Below are 18134 nucleotides of genomic sequence, written 5' to 3'. Positions count from 1 at the left end.
CTACCATGCTCCCGCAGCCCTGCTGACGCGCTTGTCTACTGAATTGACCGTACAATCAATACCAGAGCTTGCCAAGAAGCGGCAATGGACGACGATTTTGGCCATGTCCCGGCGTCTTCCGGCTGTGTTTTCGTCTCCTTATCTGGAAAATCAGCAGTGGTTGGCCCAAGCCGAAGCCCACCAAGGTAGTCTGCTCAAGGCCGGACGTTACTATTATCGGCAGATTCACCTTGCCAACAACTACAAAGAAGCTTTCTCGGAGCTCAAAGATGCTGCGGAAGTCATGCCAAGTTCGGTAGTGCAGATTTTACTTAAGGTCATGGAAAAGCGTTATCCAGATCAACTTCCCTCCCTGCAAAAATGGCATCTGGACGTCTTGTTGGGCGATGCTGCCCGACGTCATTCTGTTGGTCAGAACGAGCGTGCATGGTTGGATCTGCAACCGCATTTGACTGCTATCGAGGCCCGACATCAGGCGCAAGATGCCCGTCTGATTGCGGCGATTTTGGGCGCGTTGGGAAGACCCGGGGAGTCCCTGCACTGGTGGTTTATGGCGGCACAGTGGTCCAAGAAAAGTGCCGATTGGCAGACGGTAGGCAGCATTGCCATGGCTGATGGAGATCTGGATCTTACAGCACAAAGCCTGGCTCATCTCTCCCCGGCGGCTAACAGTGCCAAGCCGATTTTCGCGTGGTATTACCAGCAGAGAGGGCTACAGGCCTACGAACAGAAGGATTACGCAAAAACACTGGACGACCTCGCTCTTAGTCAGAAAAGCAAGGCTCTCCCGCCAGGTCTAAAGAGCATTGAGGCTTGGTCCCTGCTGCATCTCAAACAATATGTAGCTGCCAGCAGAGGTTTTTCCTCCTTGTACGAGAAAAACCCTGATCGTGCCAACGCCGGCGGGATTGTCACTGCAGATTTTTCTGCCAAAAAGCTTTCCCATGCTTACGATTTGGCCCGTAAGCGCAGCGGGGTATTGACTACCCTCCTTCCTATGGAAAGCATGACCAGGAATGTATCCTGGATCAACGAAATTCCATGGCGCCTAGCTGCTGATGGTCATATAGAGCTGCCAGAAAAACGATCTAGTTATCTGGCTATTGCCGCAACGGATATCTGGCGTGGGGGTTCTGGGGTTGATGGCAACAATTTCAATGCGTTGGTCCCCGGTTTTTTTGGACAATGGGGTTTCAATTGGCATTTGGCGGGCTTCGCCCAGCTTTCCGTCCCCTCGGTGCGGGCTAATCCGGCTTCGTTGAATGCTTCTGTCCGTAATGACCAAGGGGCCATGTTAAGTTCCGGGGCGCTATCTGGAAGGAATTGGATGGCCCCTGGTTTGCTCCTGGACCTTGATGATGTTCGCTCTGGCCAAAGCTGGCGTGTGGCATTGGGTTGGACCTCTCCCTCCAGTCTCGGCGGTGGTACAGCTCAGGGGGCAGCGCAGTATCGCTGGGATTTAGGGAAATCCAAATCCTACCTGCAACTGGACGCTTTGCGGCAGGCTGTGCAGCAGACCTGGATTTCTTATCAGGGTGTGAACGCGCAGATAACCCTATCTGACCCATCAAGCGGGCAACTAACCCATACGCTGGATTACCAGTGGGGTGCCGCTATGCACAATGAGCTGGGTGGAAGCCTGTATTGGGCAGGCTCTGAACCCAATTCCTGGGATTATCTGGTCAGTAGTCATTTTGATCTCATCACGGGACGTAATTTGCGCAACAATCCAGGCTGGACAGCGTATTTATCGGCAATGAAGCCCGTACTCAGCAACGCCCACTGGTGGGCGGCCATAGGCCCGGCAGCGTATGGTGAGGGTTACGCCCATAATCAGAATTTTTCCAGTCCCGGTTATGGGGACTATTACAGTCCCAGCTGGTTACTTCAGCCCCAGCTGGCCATGGCGCTCAGTCACTGGTGGTCCAATGGGAAGCTCTCGGTAGCTGCTTCTCTGGGCTATCAGTGGGCACGGACGGCGGCCGCACCTTTTATAGGTGCTCCCAACTTGCGCTCCCAATTGTCATCACTGCAAGATGGCCTGGATTTGACCAATGCCAGTTACACGGCTGCCCAGACGAGCAATGTTTCCGGCGCACTCAATGTCCTGTTCACCCAGCAGCTTTCTCAGCATTGGTTTGTCGATGGGGCAGCCAGTTATCAGGCCAATCCTGCCTTTTCTCAGGTGCAGTTCGGCCTGGATCTCCGCTATGTGTTTTCAGGTAATCATCTGCCCGACCTGGCCTCAGCCCGACTCATGGCGAGTCCCGGACGAGTACTGCCATGAGGCGATGGTGGCGACAAGCGTGCCGACTGCTGGGGCTGATAGTGCTCTTGATGAGCCCCCTCAGCGCTGCGGCTGTGGTGCCAGGCGCCTGGTTGCAGTTCTGGAGCGCTTATCAGCAGCATTTCATTGATCCTCAGGGCCGGGTCATAGATTGGGTCGAGGGTGGCATCACCACCTCCGAGGGGCAGTCTTATGCCTTGTTTTTTGCCTTGGTGAGTAATGAGCCCCAGACATTTGCCCGCATCCTGAGTTGGACTCAGATAAACCTGGCCCAAGGAAATTTGGCACAGAATCTGCCCATTTGGCGCTGGGGCAAACAGGACGACGGCCAATGGGGTCCCCTCAGCGGCAATCACGCCGCCGATTCTGACTTGTGGATTGCTTATGACCTCCTGCAGGCAGGGCGTCTATGGAATAATGAACACTACACCCAAATGGGAAGGTCTTTGGCTCAGCGGATTGCCGCCCAAGAGATTTTGCCCATGAAGGGGGCTGGGCCCATGCTCATTCCCGGAGAAAAATATTTCCGTTTCGGTGTTTCTTTGGTGATCAATCCCAGTTACTTGCCCCCATTTCTGTTGGCCAGCCTTGCCGAAGCCCTCCCTGATGGACCCTGGCGGGAGATGTCTAAATACCTGCCGAGAGTTATTGCCAAGACATCTCCCCATGGTTTTTCGCCTGACTGGATTAGCTATAGTCCTGATCGAGGCTACTTCCCAGCTCCCCAAGGCGTGGAAGGAAGTTACAATGCGATCAGAGTCTATCTTTGGGCAGGAATGACGAACCCGGATACGCCGGGTGCTAAAGCAGTACTCGATTCCCTCTGGGGAATGGCTTTATACATGAAGACACATGATCTGCCACCGCTACAAGAGAATTATCAATCGGGGCTGGTACAGGGTACGGGGCCCAGCGGTTTTTCGGCAGCACTTCTCCCTTTTCTGGTACAGTATAAGATGCCGGAGGCGGCGAAAGTGCAGCTAGCCCGCCTCGAAGCCGAGCGTAGCCCCGCCACGGGACTTTATGGTTATCCACCTGTTCATTACTATAATCAGAACCTGGCGTTGTTCGGGTTGGGTTGGTACAACGGAGCATTTCGCTTCGGTCCCCACGGTAACCTTCGACCTTCCTGGGATACAGGAAGCCGGTGACTGAACTTTGTCATGATGTTGAATTGAGCAAAAACTGATCTGATAGTACGCCAGAACTCAGCAGCACCAGCGATATATTCTGGTACTCCTGCTTCAGGATGATCTGATAGCGCTTGTCTGCATCCCCTGCAGGGTTTCGACCAGTAAGTGATCCGCCGAGTCGACACGGATGAAGCCGAGGCGTGGATATTCCAGATCACGAATCACGAAAATGGTGATGGTCAGCGCGGCGGAAAAAATGATGACCTGTAGCCAGGGAATGCGCTGGTGGTCGGTCATGCCATAGCCTGCCAGCAGGGCAGAAATCCAGGACAGTGCGAAAAGCAGAATTTCTATGACTATTGGTGGATGATTTCGGGTGGCGGCAAGGCGGGTGGTGGTAATATCAAACATGGCATTCAGTGCACGGCTGACCAGGCTTAATATGGCTGTGTTGCCGGTGTGTTGGGCCGCACGGGTCGCTTCTGTCCAGATTTGTTGCTGTAATTGAATGCTACGCTGATAGGCGTCCAGAGCTGCAGGGGTGTTGGTACCAATGTGCTGATATGTTTCCAGTCGGGTTTGCAGGTATTGTTGCATTTTTTTGCGCAGGGCCATCTGCTGTGTTGCTGGCAATAAATCCAACCGCAGATAGGCGGTGCCGACCGCATTGGCTTCTTCGGTAATCAGATCGCGGCGGTGTTCAAAGCGTTCGGCGGCACCGGAAAAGGAAAACGCCAACAGTAATCCCAAAAGTCCGAATACGGCCCCGTTCAGTGCCCCGGAACCGCCGTCAGCCCGACTGCGTTTGCCGATCTTGAAGCCTACAAAAACGCATAAAATCAAGCCAATAAACAATACCGCAGAGTACGCCCAGGGATTAAGCAATGGCGGATTCATAAAGTCCTTTGGAAGCGCATGGAGAGGCCTGATTAACTTGGGAACAGTTTGCCCCATGCTGTGCTTTTTCGCTAGAATCCAGACAGCAAAAATGAACAGTTGGCCCGAAAGGTTACTTGTTCAGTAAACGCATTATCTGACCGAGGCAGACAATTCATGAAAATTCTGGTAGTGGGTGGTGCGGGTTATATTGGCAGCCATATGGTAAAACGTTTGCTTCAGGGCGGGGCGGAGGTGGTGACACTGGACAATCTTTCCGGTGGTTATCGTGATGCAATTTGTGGTGGCGCATTTGTTTATGGAGATATTGCGGATACCCGTTTGCTGAATCGGATTTTCTCAACGCATTCATTTGATGCAGTCATGCACTTTGCTTCTTATATTCAGGTGGGAGAATCCGTACAGGAGCCTTCCAAATATTATCAGAACAACGTCAGCAATACGCTGAATCTTCTGGATGTGATGGTTGCATTTGATGTCAAAAAATTTATTTTTTCCTCTACAGCAGCGATTTTTGGTGAACCTCAATATACCCCTATTGATGAAAATCATCCAAAAGATCCCATCAATCCCTATGGACGGAGTAAGTGGATGGTGGAGCAGGCGCTGTCTGACTATGATCGCGCTTATGGCCTCAAATCTGCCTGTTTGCGCTACTTCAATGCGGCAGGGGCAGATCCCGATGGAGCAATGGGTGAGCGTCATGATCCGGAGACGCATCTGATTCCGCTGGTATTACAGGCAGCTTCCGGGCGACGGGCCCAGATCCGTGTGTTTGGGCGTGATTATGAGACACCCGATGGGACCTGTATTCGTGACTATATTCATGTGACTGACCTGGCTGAAGCACATTGGCTGGCACTGGAACATCTTCTCGCCGGAGGCGATGGTTGCGCTTTTAATCTTGGGAATGGTAATGGTTTTTCGGTACAGGAAGTCATTGATATCGCCCGCAAGGTGACGGGCAAAACCATTAGATGTGAGGATGAGCCCAGACGGGCAGGAGATCCCGCCCGCCTGGTAGCCGACTCACGCAAAATCCGTGAACAGTTGGGGTGGCAGCCCCGCTATGCGGATCTGGCCACCATCATCGCCGATGCCTGGCGCTGGGAGATCCGCTAAGGGGTCGTTCCGCGCAAGGCAATCAGGCAGAAGGGATGCAGCCCCGGGCGCCGACACTGCCCTCCAGTTTCTGGATGAACTCCGGCGTGCGGTGCACGTCCATTCCGTGCTTCATCTGCATTACCAGCCCTTTTGGCGTTTTAATGCAGTATAACAGGGCAGGGGTGGCGGTTTCTCCGGTTTGATGTAAGAGTTGGGTATTGGCCTTGACCGCTGCCTCGTCTACCGCAGGAATATGACTCAGGGGTTTGGTGCTGCCTTCTTCGGTATGCAAATCAAAACCTTTTTCGTTGTTGGCCCAGGCTTCGGCAGGATTTTTTGCTGCGAGAATGGTTGCCGCCTTGGCCGGGCTGGAAGGCTTGAGGAAGCCGACAGGAACCACTTTTACCCGGACTTTGCCTTCGGCTACCGGTTGTTGCAGCGCTTCCCAGAGCAGATGACAGAAAATACAGTTGGGATCCATGAATACGACCATCAGCGGTCCCGAATGTCCTATGGTAAAACCCGGTGCTGCCAGGGCTGCAGACGCAATTTTTTCGGCAGGTACTTTGGCGGGTTGAGGCAGATACTGGTCTGCATAATGTCCGGTGATGTTTTCCTGCTGGGCATTGACTACCGGGCCCAATAACAGATATTTGTCGGCCAGCATCCATAATATGCCCTGCTGGTGCTGGTCAGTTTCAACGACAATACCCGTCAGGCTGTGGACGGGACCGGGAAAGACTTTAGTGACATGGATTTTATTATGGAAATTTTGCTGGACCAAGTGTTCCGCCGGTTTCAGATTGGAGGTGGTGACGCTGGCGCAGCCTGCAAGCAAGAAGCCTCCTGTGAGTAATGTCAGGTTGCGGAACTGTCTGTTTAACGTCATTTCGTATCATCCTCAGGCTGATTTGTTGAACACAATGTCTCCATCCTAGCAAATACCCTGATCTGTCGCATCCCGGTCCGTCAGAACCGATCATTCAGCGCTGCTAGGCCGGAATGGGTTGTTGCAGGGTATGGAATGGTTGCCGGAGACCGGATCAAAATAAAAAAATGGCGCTTATCCACAGACCAATGCCTCCGGCAGCGCTGATCCCCGCTACCGCAAACAACCATTTACGTCGGGTCAGCGCTGTAATTGATGCCAATGAAATGGCAATTTGCAGAAAAATCATGGCAATTTCCAGATCATTATGGGGACGGTTGAGATGCGCCGACTCACGGTTGGCCGCTTCAGATTTTTGCTCCATTTCCGTGGCACTTTGCTGAATGCTGACTTTCTGGTGTTCATATTTTGCAATTTTTTCTTTAAAGTCGGCGGATTTGTTCGGGGCAAGAATAATGGCCAGCTCCATCATGTGCAGCTTGGTGCTGACGGCCTGATAGTAATTCCACTGGTCAGCAGCCTTGGCTTTTTCCAGGACGGCTTCGTTTTTTTGGAGCAGCACCTCATTCATCAGGTGCGTTCCCTGATAACTGACAATGGCGCCAAAGGCCGCGAGAATGGCGGTAAATATGGCGACCCACTGACTGAGACTGTGATGCTCTCCGCCATGACCTTCGGCAGCATGATGAACCATTTCTTCGTGGGGTGGGTGGCTATGCAGTCCATGTCCGCTCATGACGTCTCCAGCTTGGTCAATCGTTGATTTGCGGCTATGCTCATGAGATTGCCGGTTTAGGTCAAGTGCTTTGTGGTCTTTCCCGAATACGAATCCAGGAGGTTAGTGATGGTCATGCAAATACCAGCTCCCCAGGGAGAGCAACCAGACGCCACTACGCCCGGAATGGCCGTACTTGCAGGTGGTTGTTTCTGGTGTACCGAAGCTGTTTATCTTGCTCTGGAAGGCGTCACCCGGGTGGTTTCGGGATATACCGGAGGAGCCCGGGAAACAGCCAATTATCGGGCGGTCTGTAGTGGTACAAGCGGTCATGCCGAGGCGGTGCAGATTCATTTTGATCCGGCGCGCCTGTCATTCGGCCGTCTGTTGCAGGTCTTTTTCGCCGTGGCCCATGATCCCACCCAACGCAATCGTCAGGGGAATGATGTGGGGACACAATACCTCTCGGCTATTTTTGCCGTAAATGCTGCCCAACGGCAGATGGCTGACAATTATATTGCAGAACTCAATGCGACGGGAATGTTCGGACAACCCATAGTGACTGAAGTATTCCTTCTGGAGAACTTTTATCCTGCGGAGGACTATCATCAGGATTACGCCCGCCGTAATCCTGATCAACCTTATATCTGCGCGGTTGCTTTGCCCAAGGTGGAAAAATTACGGCATACTTTTCCACAGTATTTACACACCAAGGAGTCTTAGGAAATGCCTACTTCATCTGCAGGATATGACTTGACCCCCATTGATGCCAACACCCGTGCCGAAATGGCCAAAGATTTGCCCGCAGAAGTGCGTCATGTGTTATTTGAGCACGGTACGGAACCGCCGTTTTGTGGAGGTTTGCTTCATGAAAAAGAGGCCGGTGACTACGTGTGCGCTCTTTGTAGTCTGCCCCTGTTCCGCTCAGCCAACAAATTTGAGTCAGGAACCGGCTGGCCCAGCTTTTGGGAGCCTTTCGCCCCTGACCATATCCGCGAATTGACCGACACCAGCTATGGCAGGGTGCGTACGGAAATCCGTTGCGCCCGCTGCGACAGCCATCTGGGGCATGTGTTTCCGGATGGGCCTGAACCCACCGGCCTGCGCTATTGCCTGAATTCAGCGGCCCTAAGATTTGAACCAGAGGCAGGATGAGCCTGAGAACAACAAGCTTTCAGGCTAACTGCGGTTTTCAGGATGAATGAGTGTCTGGTTTTCGGGAAGGCTGTCGTGCGTGGCCGCAAAATTGTCTGCCATTTTCTTTCTGAGTCGAGTGATTTCTTCAGGGCTATGTTCGCGAGAAATGCAGGCATGGTAGGCCTGATGGGCCTTTGCGAGTGCGGAGTTCGCGAGACCGTGGGTATCCAGATATTTTCCCAAACGGCAACGATGAGAATCATCCAGGCTGGGAAGCTGGCCAAGAATCGCGGGCGCAATCTGATATAAGCTGTCGAATTGCAAATGCGAGGCGTAAGCACCCAGCAGGGTTTTAGGCTGATTGTTTTGTGGCTGTGGCGTCCAGGCCTGAAGCCAGGGTAGCAGTGCTTGTTCGGGCATGGGCCGTGCAATGGCGTAGCCCTGAACGCAGTCCACCCCAAGAACAGCCAGAGCATCCAGCGTCTCCGGCGTTTCAGCCCCCTCGACCACATAACGCGAACCCATGGACAAGGCCAATGCGGCAACACTGCCAACGAAAATCAGATCGCCGGGTTGCTCGGGAATTCCACGGACCAGACATTGGTCCAGTTTGACTTCATCAACGGCAATTTCTTTCAGGCGCAGCAGTGAGGCGTAGGCGCTACCCACATCATCCAGAGCAATACGAACCCCCAACGAGCGAATGGTGGCGATTTTTTCCTGGGCCAGTTGCAGAGATAAAAAATCGCCATTTTCGAGAATCTCCAGGGTTAATTGTTCCGGTGCCAGAGCACTGTCGGCCAGAATGGCCTGCAATTCGGGCAGAAAATCATCTGCAAAGAGAGCGTCCGGAGGAATGTTGACGGCAACTTCGAGAGGAAATCCGGCAAGATGAAGCTGTTGTGCTGTTTGGGTGGCAGAACGCAGCATTCTGCTGGTGAGCATTTGCGCTGCCCTGCTGTCCAGATGGGGAATAAACGAGTCGGGAAGAATAATCTCAGTGCCTTGCCGCAGGCGGGCGAGGGCTTCAATGCCAATGATGCGACCCGTTGCCAGATGCAGAATCGGTTGGTAATAGGCAATCAGGCCCTCATCCTGCTGAAGCAGTGTTAAATACGGCAGATAGGTTTCTCCAGAAAATACTTCTTCTCCCTGAAAACTGGCCCAAAAGTGTTTGCGTTCCGTTTTATTGGCTTTGGCGGCATACAGCGCCTGATCAGCATGACGCAGCAGTATTTCGCTATCCCCTTCATCAAAGGGAAAAATGGTGATGCCCAGGCTTCCGCCGATTTTGACGGTGATATTGCCGGGAAGAACATAGGGCCTTTCCAGGGCTTCAGAAATCCGGACCATCAGCTTTTCTACATCTTCCATGTTCTGGATGTTTTCCAGAACCAGGGCAAATTCATCGCCCCCCACCCTGGCTACAAAATCTGTCTGCCGAAGTGCCTGACCCAGTCGGTCGGCGACTTTTTGCAATAATACATCGCCGGCGGCATGACCATGCTGGTCGTTGACGGGCTTGAAATCATCCAGATCAAGCATGCAGATGCCGAGTAATTTTTCTTCACGCTGGGCACGCTGGATGGCCTCGGGAATTCTGTCCAGAAGGGCCACCCGATTGGGCAATCGGGTCAGCGCATCATGACGCGCCATCCAGCTCTGGGTGATGCGTTCCTGATCAATGCGTTTTTTGAGATCCATTTCATCCAGGCCGTAACCAATCAGTTTGCCTACCCGGGCAAGCGCACCCAGAATTTCCTGGTCAAAAATGTTCTTTTCGCTGCTGGTCACACCCAGAATCGCCCAGATTTGTCCGTTACGCCGAATCGGGATGGTGGCGACACTGGCCCAGTTTTGTTGTTCCATCAGATTATGCTGAGCACTGAAAGCGGGATCGTTGCGGTAATCATTGCGGTATTGCAGGCGCTCAGATTGCCAGGTATCCCGCAAGAGGCTGGGACGGTCTGAAAACAGCTGGATACCCGGATTGCCGAGAATCCCGCTCCCGGTACCGGCACCAGCAAGGGCCCTGAAACAGCCAACCGGATCGGGCTTCATGACGTAAGCGGTTTTGAACAGGGTTCCTTCAATAATGTGTTGGCAGGTTTTGCGGAGCATCTCGGTTTCGGATCTGGCCCGGATCAGAATGTCGCCCTCGGCGAGAAAGGCCCGATAGAGACTATTCAAGCGATCGATGCGTATTTGTTGTTGATGACGACCAATGGCGATGCCCAACATGATGGCAAGGTGTCGTATGAGGTTCTGGCGATTGGGGGCACGAAAAAACCCAGGAATCTTGCTGTACAGACCAATAGTGGCATAAGGCTTGCCGTTGACCTTGACGGGAATGGTTACATTGGAGCGCCAGCCATATCTTTGGGAGGGCTCTTGCCAGGGGGCTGTGATCGGATCACTTTGCCAGTCGTCGACATACACAATTTCGTCGCTGCGCCAGGCTTTTCCAGCGGGTCCCTGGCCGTAAGGACTATCGTCCAGACGAATCTCAACACTATCCAGGTATTCCTCCATTGCTTCACCGCTGACCTGATCGCGGAGCAGGTGAATGCCATCTTCAGAATGGCCGATCCATGCACCATCCAGCCCGGAAATGGTCATCAACTTGTTGATCATCTGCCGCACACTTTCTTCCGGAGTGACCTCGCTGATCAGCAATTGATCAATGTCCTCAAGAATTTTGCGCTCTTCCAGGGCTACGGCTTCCATGCCTTGCAATTGGCGGGCAAGGTCCGTGGCGAGTCTTTGCAGCAGATATCCGCGTAATTCCGGGGTGTCTTTAAAAAAGGGATTGAGCAGCTCCAGCAGGCTGTCACTGTAAAGGGCCATACTGTTGATCAGCCATTCACTTTGAATGCCCATTAAAGCGTGAATTTTACCGATTTCCTGTGATCGCAGCTCAAGGTCATTACCATCGTCCGGAAGAAGCAGCGACAGCGAGTGCTTGCATTGTTCCGTTTTCAGTCGGGAGACTCTTTCATTACCCAGACGCTGCAGTACAATCTCCAATTCGGGGTATTCCGCTACTTTTGCATAAAACCGCTCTACCGCCTGGGCAATGGCGGCCGTAAAATCGGCCTGCCGATTCTGAAGTAGCGAATTCAGTAGCGCACGGGATTTCATGGAGAATCGACTGGGCATGCTTTCCTGTGGGGTTTTTCTAAAGTGGGTGGTGGATCATGGGCAGTCTGGCGAATTTTATTTTTATTAATTAGCTGAATTTTGCAAGGCTGCCAGCAGGCCGCTCATCCGCAGGGTTCTGCGGGTAATGGCTTGTTCCAGGCCAGCCTTCGTGGCAAACAAGCTGAATTTCTCGCGGGCCCGGGTAATGGCCGTATATAAAAGCTCCCGGCGGATCACCGCGCTATCCTGCGGCGGCAGAATCAGCGCCGTGTGCTGGAACTCTGAACCCTGGGATTTGTGCACGGTCATGGCCCAGGCGCTTTCGCTGTATTTGAGGCGGCTGGGGAGAATGGCGCGGGGCACGGGGTCGTTGCCGGGGAAATACACCCGTAGCTTGCCTTCGGGATCGGGAAGAGCGATACCGATGTCCCCGTTGCTCAGCCCCAGCCGGGGATCATTGCGGGTAATCAGGGCGGGGCGTCCGGCATACCAGAGCCCCTGGGTTTTGAGGAGGCCGGTTTCCTGCAGATGGTCTTCAATGGCCTGGTTGATTCCGCTAACACCCCAGGGCCCCTGGCGCAGGGCGCAAAGCAGGCGGAACGCGCCATATTGTTCGAGAATTTGCTGTACCCAAAGGGCGTGTTCCTCGATGTTTTTGCTGCCAGCCCGGCGGATATTTTCCCAGAGTGGCCGGTAACCTGAGTGGCTGTCCGCCAGTTGCAGGATCTGCGCAATTTCCGGGGCCTCGTACCATTGGAGCACTGCTTCCTGGTGGAGTGTCTGGATAGCCAGAGATGTTTGTCCCTGTTGCACGGCGTCAGCAAGCGCTCCAATTCCGGCGTTAAAGCGATGACTGCGTTGCAGTCGCACCACCCCGCTGGCAAGTGGATTGGTAGAGCAGCGGTCTGCCTCCAGCGTGCAGTCGCAAGTCTCTTCCAGCCAGGTGCAGGTGGCGCTGTCGTAGGAACCGGTATGATTGCAAAGATCGGCAAGTACCGCGCCCGCCTCGACGGAAGCCAGCTGGTCCTGATCTCCCAGCAAAATCAGTTGGGCATGCTCAGGTAGGGCACGCAACAGGGCGGCCATCATTTCCTGATGAATCATGGAGGCTTCATCGACGATCAGTACATCCAGATCCAGGGGGTGCTGATGGTCATGGCGAAAGCGGCGGGTTCCGGGACGTGCGCCGAGCAGGCTGTGCAGGGTGCGTGCCGGACCGATGCGCGCAAAGGCGGTCGCCAGATCCTGTTGGCCCAGCGGCGGCAATTGGGCAATGGCGTTGTGCAGGGATTCATTAATGCGCACGGCAGCCTTGCCGGTAGGTGCGGCGAGCACAATCCGCAGTGAACTACTGTTGTGCCGGGCCATGAGCAGGGCCATCAGGCGGGCTGCTGTGTAGGTTTTGCCCGTACCCGGGCCACCCGTGATGATGGTGAAGCGGCCACGCATGGCCAGCGCACAGGCAATTTTCTGCCAGGGAAGATTTTCCTGCGAACCTGAAGTGTCAGCGGGGAAAAGTTGTGACAGCAGCGGTTTCAGTGTGTCTGCCGAGGCGGGATTGAGCGCCCTGCGACTGACCTGTTCTGTCAGTGTCCGGGCGATGCACTGGGCATCGCGCCAGTAGCGCCGCAGATACAGACAGCCCTGATCCAGTACCAGGGGTGTTTCGCTGTCGTCGCCCTGAAGTTTTGGGTGAGTGCGGTTGATGTGCTCCACCACCCGGCAAGTGCTGAGAATGTTGATCCATTGTTGCGGCTGGGACCATGCGGCGAGGATATGGCGAATTTCCGTGACCAGTTCTGATGGTCCGCTGAGAAAGCGCTCGGGCTCATGCAGAAAAAGGTCGAGCTGCAGACAGGTGTGTCCTTCGCCTTCCAGACGGGCGAGCAGTGCTGCCGCCAGCGGCAAGAGGGCCGGTGCCTGGGGTTCCAGACTGAGCAGAAAACGCGCAAAACTCAGATCGAGAGCTCTCAACCATTGCGCTTCCGTCCAGTCTTGCAAAAGCTGGAGAATGGCTTCGGGATTGGTATGGCATATGGCCTGACTCATGATGCGCGTTCTCCGGACGCAAACAACTGGTCCATGTCTTCAATCAGTGCCGGATTGGCGGGCAGATGAAGGATTCCGTGTTGCGGTCCTTCCAGTCCGCGCAGATAGAACAGGAGGGTTCCCCCCAAATGCACCTGCGGATCGTAATTCCCGCTCAGACGCTGCTGCAGTAAGCGGTGCAGGGCCAGTTGATAAAGACTGGCCTGCAGTTCATAACGATGTTGCAGGGTCTGCTGCTGCATGGCCTGTTCATGATAATCCTGATCCTCGCTGCCGAGGACATTGGATTTGTAATCCATGACAAAATATTGACCGGCATCAGCAAACACCAGATCCATGAAGCCGCGCATCATACCGTGCAGAACGCGATCCGGCAGGCGCGGCCGCTGCATGCCGGGAAGCATCTGGTCGGTGCAGAGTTGGTCCAGTTTCCGGCTGCGCAGTGCGGCACCGGGAAACCAGAAAGCCATTTCACTCTGATAGTGCTGCAGGTTTTCCAGGCTCAGGCCGGATGCCGTGAGGGGCGTCCGGACGATGGCTTGCAGCCATTCCAGGGTGCCTTCTGCCCAGTCGGACAGACCCGCCTGTTCACAGGCCCGGGCGATACGTGAGGTGCTGCCCTTTTGCAAAACAGTGGCGAACCCTTGCCCCGCGAGCGCTTGCAGTTGGTCATGGAGGAAAGTTCCGGCACGCATTCCCTGTGGGTATTGGTGCCAGCTGGCCCCTTGGCGGGCACGTCGTGCACTGGGCAGGGCAGATGAGGCCAGATCACGCACCAGCAGGGAAAAACTGCCTACTCCCCAGGTTTTATCGAAGTGACCATGATAATCGGGAATCCGGCTTTGCGTATTGCTGGTGCTGGCGACCAAGGGGGTAACCGGGATTTCCGTAGACAGGGGGTGGATCTGGAGGTTTTCCCTGAGTGCGGCATTTTTCTGGAGGCGGTTGAGCAGCTCGGGCAAGGCCATATGGTGGTGCTGATGCCCCAATAAATAGGCGATGGCGCTGTGGTCAAAAATGGGCGATTTAGCGGTGCTGGGTGCCGCCAGTCCCAGGAAGAGGGCATATTCCGCACGGGTCAGCGCCACGTACAGCAGGCGTAAATCTTCCTGCAGGCGGGCGCGTTCCGTCGCCTCTGAGTCGCCCCGCTCCCAAATAATGCGCGCTGCGCCATCCCCTTCGACCTGAACCTGATAATCCTCAGCCTTGTCTTTCCGGTAAGTGGCAATAAACGGCAGAAAAACCAGAGGGTATTGCAAGCCTTTGGCGGCGTGGATGGTGACGACCCGAATCAGCTCGGCATCACTTTCCAGGCGAAGAATGTGGGCATCACTCTGATCATGGCCAGCGGCGATGGCCTCGCGGAGAAAATGAATCAGCGCCTCAGGTCCTTCGCGGGTGGCGCTGGCGCTTTGCAGGAGTTCGCCAAGCTGAAGGAGATTGGTCAGGCGCCGTTCTCCATCAGGGTGGCGCAACAGCTTACGGGCTATGGCAAAGTGATGAATGCTGTGATGCAACATGGCCAAAACGCCCTGACGCCGCCATCTGCGTGACAAGTCCTGAAAATTGCCCCGTTGTTCTTCCCAGGCATTTTCATCCCGATTGAAAGCATCCAGATCCTGATGGGACAAGTCGAGTAGCGGCAGGGCCAGAGCGACGCGCAGGCGTTGGGTGTTTTCCGGATCGGCAACGGCTTCCAGCCAGAGCAGCAGTTGCTGTGCTTCGGGGCTGTCATATACAGATTGTTTTTCCGCGAGGAAAACACTGCGTACGCGCCGCCGTTGCAGGGCTTCGCGGATACAGGCAGCCTCATGACGGTCACGCACGAGAATGGCGATGTCTCTCCCGCTTACCCGTCGTATTTGTTTAGCGTTTTCCTGGCGAAAACCGGTTTCAGGATCAGCGAGTATCTGGACAATGCATTCTGCTGCCTGTTCGGCGGCATGGTACAAATAATCCGCTTTGTTGAGAGATTCTGCAGCGGACCAGATGGTCAGGGCGGGCCCGGGTTGCCTGTCGAGTTGCCAGTAGGCGTTTTTGCCTTTGGCCTGGACGGGCCAGTAGGGCAAAGGATTGTCTGCACCCGCTTTGGCATAGGCAAATGCGCCTTCGGATAGTTCTGCTTCGGCTTCGTCATAGAGCGCATTGAGCGCGGCTACCAGTGGCTTGCTGGAGCGGAAATTGGTGTCGAGCTGGTAGTGCCGGCCTGCAGTCAGGCGTCGTGCCTGCAGATAACTCTGGATGTCGGCGCCGCGAAAACGATAAATGGATTGCTTGGGATCACCAATGAGCAGCAGGAGGCGCTCGGGGGTGTTGCTTGCCGTGGCGTAAATGGCGTCGAAAATCCGGTATTGCAGGCTGGAGGTATCCTGAAATTCATCGACCATGGCCACCGGATACTGATTTTGCAGACGGCTTTTGAGTTGTTCGGCCCGGGCCGGATCACCCAGCGCGTCGGCGAGGCGACGTTGATAATCGTGAAAGCTGACCTGATGATGCATGGCTTTGAGGGTTTCCAGGCGTTGCTGAATCCAGGCGGCAGCATGGCTTTGAATATCATGATGAATTTTTTGGAATTGCGCTTTGGGGGTCTCCAGTTCGTTAAGAACGGCTTCCAGTATCCGGGCCGAAGACGGTACTTCGATAGTTCGACCTTTGTTGCAGTTTTTCTGGAGGCTGCTGGCGCGGAGTAACTGACATTTCTCCAGATTGGCGGGCAGGATTTGTTCGGGGCTATCCAGCCAGTCCTGCAAGGCTTCGAAAACCGCTTCCATGGCTTCGGGTTTGTATTTTCCGCCATTGAGCGGGTTGTCTACCTTCGGACCATTCAGAATCTGGAGGATGTAGCTACGCAAGTCTGCCTGCTGATCAGACCAACGTTGTTTTAACATTTTAATCTGCTGTTGCAGCGCCGTTATGGATTGCGACAGCAGTGCCTGCAGAGGCCGGGAAGGCTGGCCAAAAGTCGCACCATTACCAAGCAACGGAACGATTTTACTCTGGACCTGATCGGGATCAGCAAACACCGCCAGCACCGGCTCCAGCAGGTGTTCCGGGAGTGGATATATTTCCTGCCGCCAGAAGTCGCGGATGGCATCGGCGCGGAGATCATTGTCGTCCAGCAGCAGGCTTTCGCGCAGATCACTGCCGGTCAGAAAGGCGTGTTCGCGCAGGCTGCGTTGGCACCAGGCATCAATGGTGAAAATGGCACTTTGGTCCATGGCATCGGCGGCCAGAGATAGTCGCCAGGCGGCATGCTGACGTGCGGCTGGCTCTGCATAGTCCTCTGACAAGGTCTGCAAAAATGGATCAGCTGGCTGCTGCTCCGGATCACGAAAATACGCGGCAGCCTCCTGCAGACGCTGGCGGATCCGTTCTTTCAGTTCCTGGGTGGCGGCCCGGGTGAAGGTCATCACCAGAATGTTTTCGGGGAGTAGCGGCATCAGCACGGGCTGACCGACCTGCCCATGACCGAGAATCAGGCGCAGGTACAATGCCGCAATGGTCCAGGTTTTTCCGGTGCCAGCACTGGCTTCGATGAGACGACTGCCCCAGAGTGGCATCTCCAGAGGGTTTAGCGCCGTACTCATGCGTGTGGCTCCACTTCCAGTTTTCCCAGCCAGTCGGCAAAGGGCCGGTACAGGGCTTCGGCATATTCCTGAAAGCCCCACTGGCGAGGCCCACAGCGCTGGCTGCTCAGGCGGGCAAAATCCGGATAGTCCCGGGCCAGGCCGGGGTAACGCTGTACTTCTCCGTCGCTATGCTGATTCCCTTCATAGATTGCAGCGGGGTTGGCGTTGTGGAATGCGGCCACTGCTGTTTTCAGGGTGACGGGCAGGGGCTGGAGGAGGCTTTCTCCCCAGAAATCCAGCAGTTCTTTGAGAATGTCGGAGGCATTTGCAATGGGCTTGGTGCTGTGGATCACGGCATCCTTGCCCAGCACAATGGCGCGGCTGGCAATACCCAAATCTGCGGCCAATAATTGCTGTATCCAAATATCCGCCATTTTGTCAGCCTGAATCTGGTTTTTATCATTGAGCAGGCGACTGGCACGGCACTGCAGAAAAGCCCGATGCTGGTCGGCATCCAGATACAAAGGCGGCAGCCAGTCATCCAGCAACACATGCCCCGCTTCATGATAAAGCGCATGGCGTTGATGGTCGGGCTGCCAGCTTTGCATCAGGGTTTGCCAGACGCTGAGAATGGGCACGGCGCTGCTGCGCAAGGTTTCCGCCTGCCGCTGTCCCAGAATCCCGAAGGCATATTGACCACTGCGCAATTGTGCGGCGATTTTTTGCGTCACAATGGGCAGCAGATTTTCCGTCGATTCCACAGTTGTTGCCGCTTCCAGTACGTCGTTAAGCAGACTGTATTGATCCAGTCCATTCAGGACAAAAGTTTCATTGTCTTCGCTGTCAGCCGGCGCATCCCCAAAAAATGTATCGAGACGCTGCCGGTAAAAGGCGCGTGCCGGACAACGGAAAAATTCGATGAAATCTCTCAGGGTTCTGGTCGCTGTTTCCGGAACGGCAAGTGCCGGAACGGGCTGGGCCAGATCAGATCGGGCTTCTTCTTCCGGATCAGGGAACCATTCGCGCGCCCATGTGCGGTATTTTTGTGGATGCTCCAGATATTTCCGGCTGAAAGCCTGCAGCGGGTGTTCCCGGGTGATGCGGCGGAGCAGGCGGTTTTTTTCGGGCGCGGGGTCGTCGGCGGGATATTTATCCGGCCAGCCCGTGGCGATGGCATCGCGCAACTGGCTGATCATTAAGGCGGGCTGAC

11 protein-coding genes and 1 pseudogene are annotated in these 18134 nt (G+C 54.8%); 5 read left to right on the top strand and 7 right to left on the bottom strand.

Going from position 1 to position 18134, the window contains the following annotated elements; genetic code table 11:
* Together AC2VLY_RS13590 and bcsZ are read left to right on the top strand one after the other, a co-directional pair.
* Positions 1-2287 (top strand): cellulose synthase subunit BcsC-related outer membrane protein (locus AC2VLY_RS13590; protein WP_486922456.1); only part of this gene is annotated, 2287 nt, incomplete at its 5' end.
* Positions 2284-3438: a cellulose synthase complex periplasmic endoglucanase BcsZ gene (gene bcsZ / locus AC2VLY_RS13585; protein ID WP_035217495.1), complete on the top strand. Its 1155-nt coding sequence runs from the start codon at positions 2284-2286 to the stop codon at positions 3436-3438. The genes AC2VLY_RS13590 and bcsZ, both read left to right, overlap by 4 nt.
* 93 nt (positions 3439-3531) lie before the next feature.
* On the opposite strand, the gene AC2VLY_RS13580 is transcribed toward bcsZ, so the two are convergent.
* Positions 3532-4317, bottom strand: a complete 786-nt coding sequence (locus tag AC2VLY_RS13580; protein ID WP_193650410.1) for a bestrophin-like domain — start codon at positions 4315-4317, stop codon at positions 3532-3534.
* A gap of 156 nt (positions 4318-4473) precedes the next feature.
* Here AC2VLY_RS13580 and galE point away from each other — a divergent pair, with 156 nt between their 5' ends.
* Positions 4474-5439, top strand: a complete 966-nt coding sequence (galE, locus tag AC2VLY_RS13575; protein WP_193650411.1) for a UDP-glucose 4-epimerase GalE — start codon at positions 4474-4476, stop codon at positions 5437-5439.
* Between the two features lie 22 nt (positions 5440-5461).
* Here the strand turns inward: galE and AC2VLY_RS13570 are convergent, their stop codons facing one another.
* Together AC2VLY_RS13570 and AC2VLY_RS13565 are read right to left on the bottom strand one after the other, a co-directional pair.
* The gene (locus tag AC2VLY_RS13570) at positions 5462-6259 is read right to left on the bottom strand and encodes a thioredoxin fold domain-containing protein (protein ID WP_486892073.1); all 798 of its coding nucleotides are present in this window, start codon (positions 6257-6259) and stop codon (positions 5462-5464) included.
* A gap of 205 nt (positions 6260-6464) precedes the next feature.
* Entirely contained in the window at positions 6465-7046 is a 582-nt protein-coding gene (locus AC2VLY_RS13565) for a DUF4337 domain-containing protein (protein ID WP_024893058.1), read from the bottom strand.
* A gap of 108 nt (positions 7047-7154) precedes the next feature.
* Between AC2VLY_RS13565 and msrA the strand changes: the two genes are divergently transcribed.
* Both msrA and msrB read left to right on the top strand, forming a co-directional pair.
* Entirely contained in the window at positions 7155-7748 is a 594-nt protein-coding gene (msrA, locus tag AC2VLY_RS13560) for a peptide-methionine (S)-S-oxide reductase MsrA (RefSeq protein WP_486892074.1), read from the top strand.
* A gap of 3 nt (positions 7749-7751) precedes the next feature.
* A complete protein-coding gene (gene msrB, locus AC2VLY_RS13555) occupies positions 7752-8180 on the top strand; it encodes a peptide-methionine (R)-S-oxide reductase MsrB (protein ID WP_193650414.1) in 429 nt (142 codons plus the stop codon).
* A gap of 24 nt (positions 8181-8204) precedes the next feature.
* Here the strand turns inward: msrB and AC2VLY_RS13550 are convergent, their stop codons facing one another.
* The 4 genes and pseudogenes from AC2VLY_RS13550 to AC2VLY_RS13535 form a co-directional block, all read right to left on the bottom strand.
* A complete protein-coding gene (locus AC2VLY_RS13550) occupies positions 8205-11321 on the bottom strand; it encodes an EAL domain-containing protein (protein WP_486892075.1) in 3117 nt (1038 codons plus the stop codon).
* A gap of 66 nt (positions 11322-11387) precedes the next feature.
* A complete protein-coding gene (gene recD / locus AC2VLY_RS13545) occupies positions 11388-13352 on the bottom strand; it encodes an exodeoxyribonuclease V subunit alpha (protein ID WP_486892076.1) in 1965 nt (654 codons plus the stop codon).
* On the bottom strand, positions 13349-16942 hold the full coding sequence (gene recB, locus AC2VLY_RS13540) for an exodeoxyribonuclease V subunit beta (RefSeq protein WP_486922454.1): 3594 nt from the start codon (positions 16940-16942) through the stop codon (positions 13349-13351). The genes recD and recB overlap by 4 nt, the downstream gene beginning before the upstream one ends.
* Positions 16939-18134: pseudogene (locus AC2VLY_RS13535) on the bottom strand (exodeoxyribonuclease V subunit gamma); the annotation flags it as partial. The pseudogene AC2VLY_RS13535 and the gene recB, both read right to left, overlap by 4 nt.

It is taken from the genome of Acidithiobacillus sp. TH-A36 (assembly GCF_057473445.1).
This window is presented reverse-complemented; position numbering and strand designations above follow the sequence as displayed.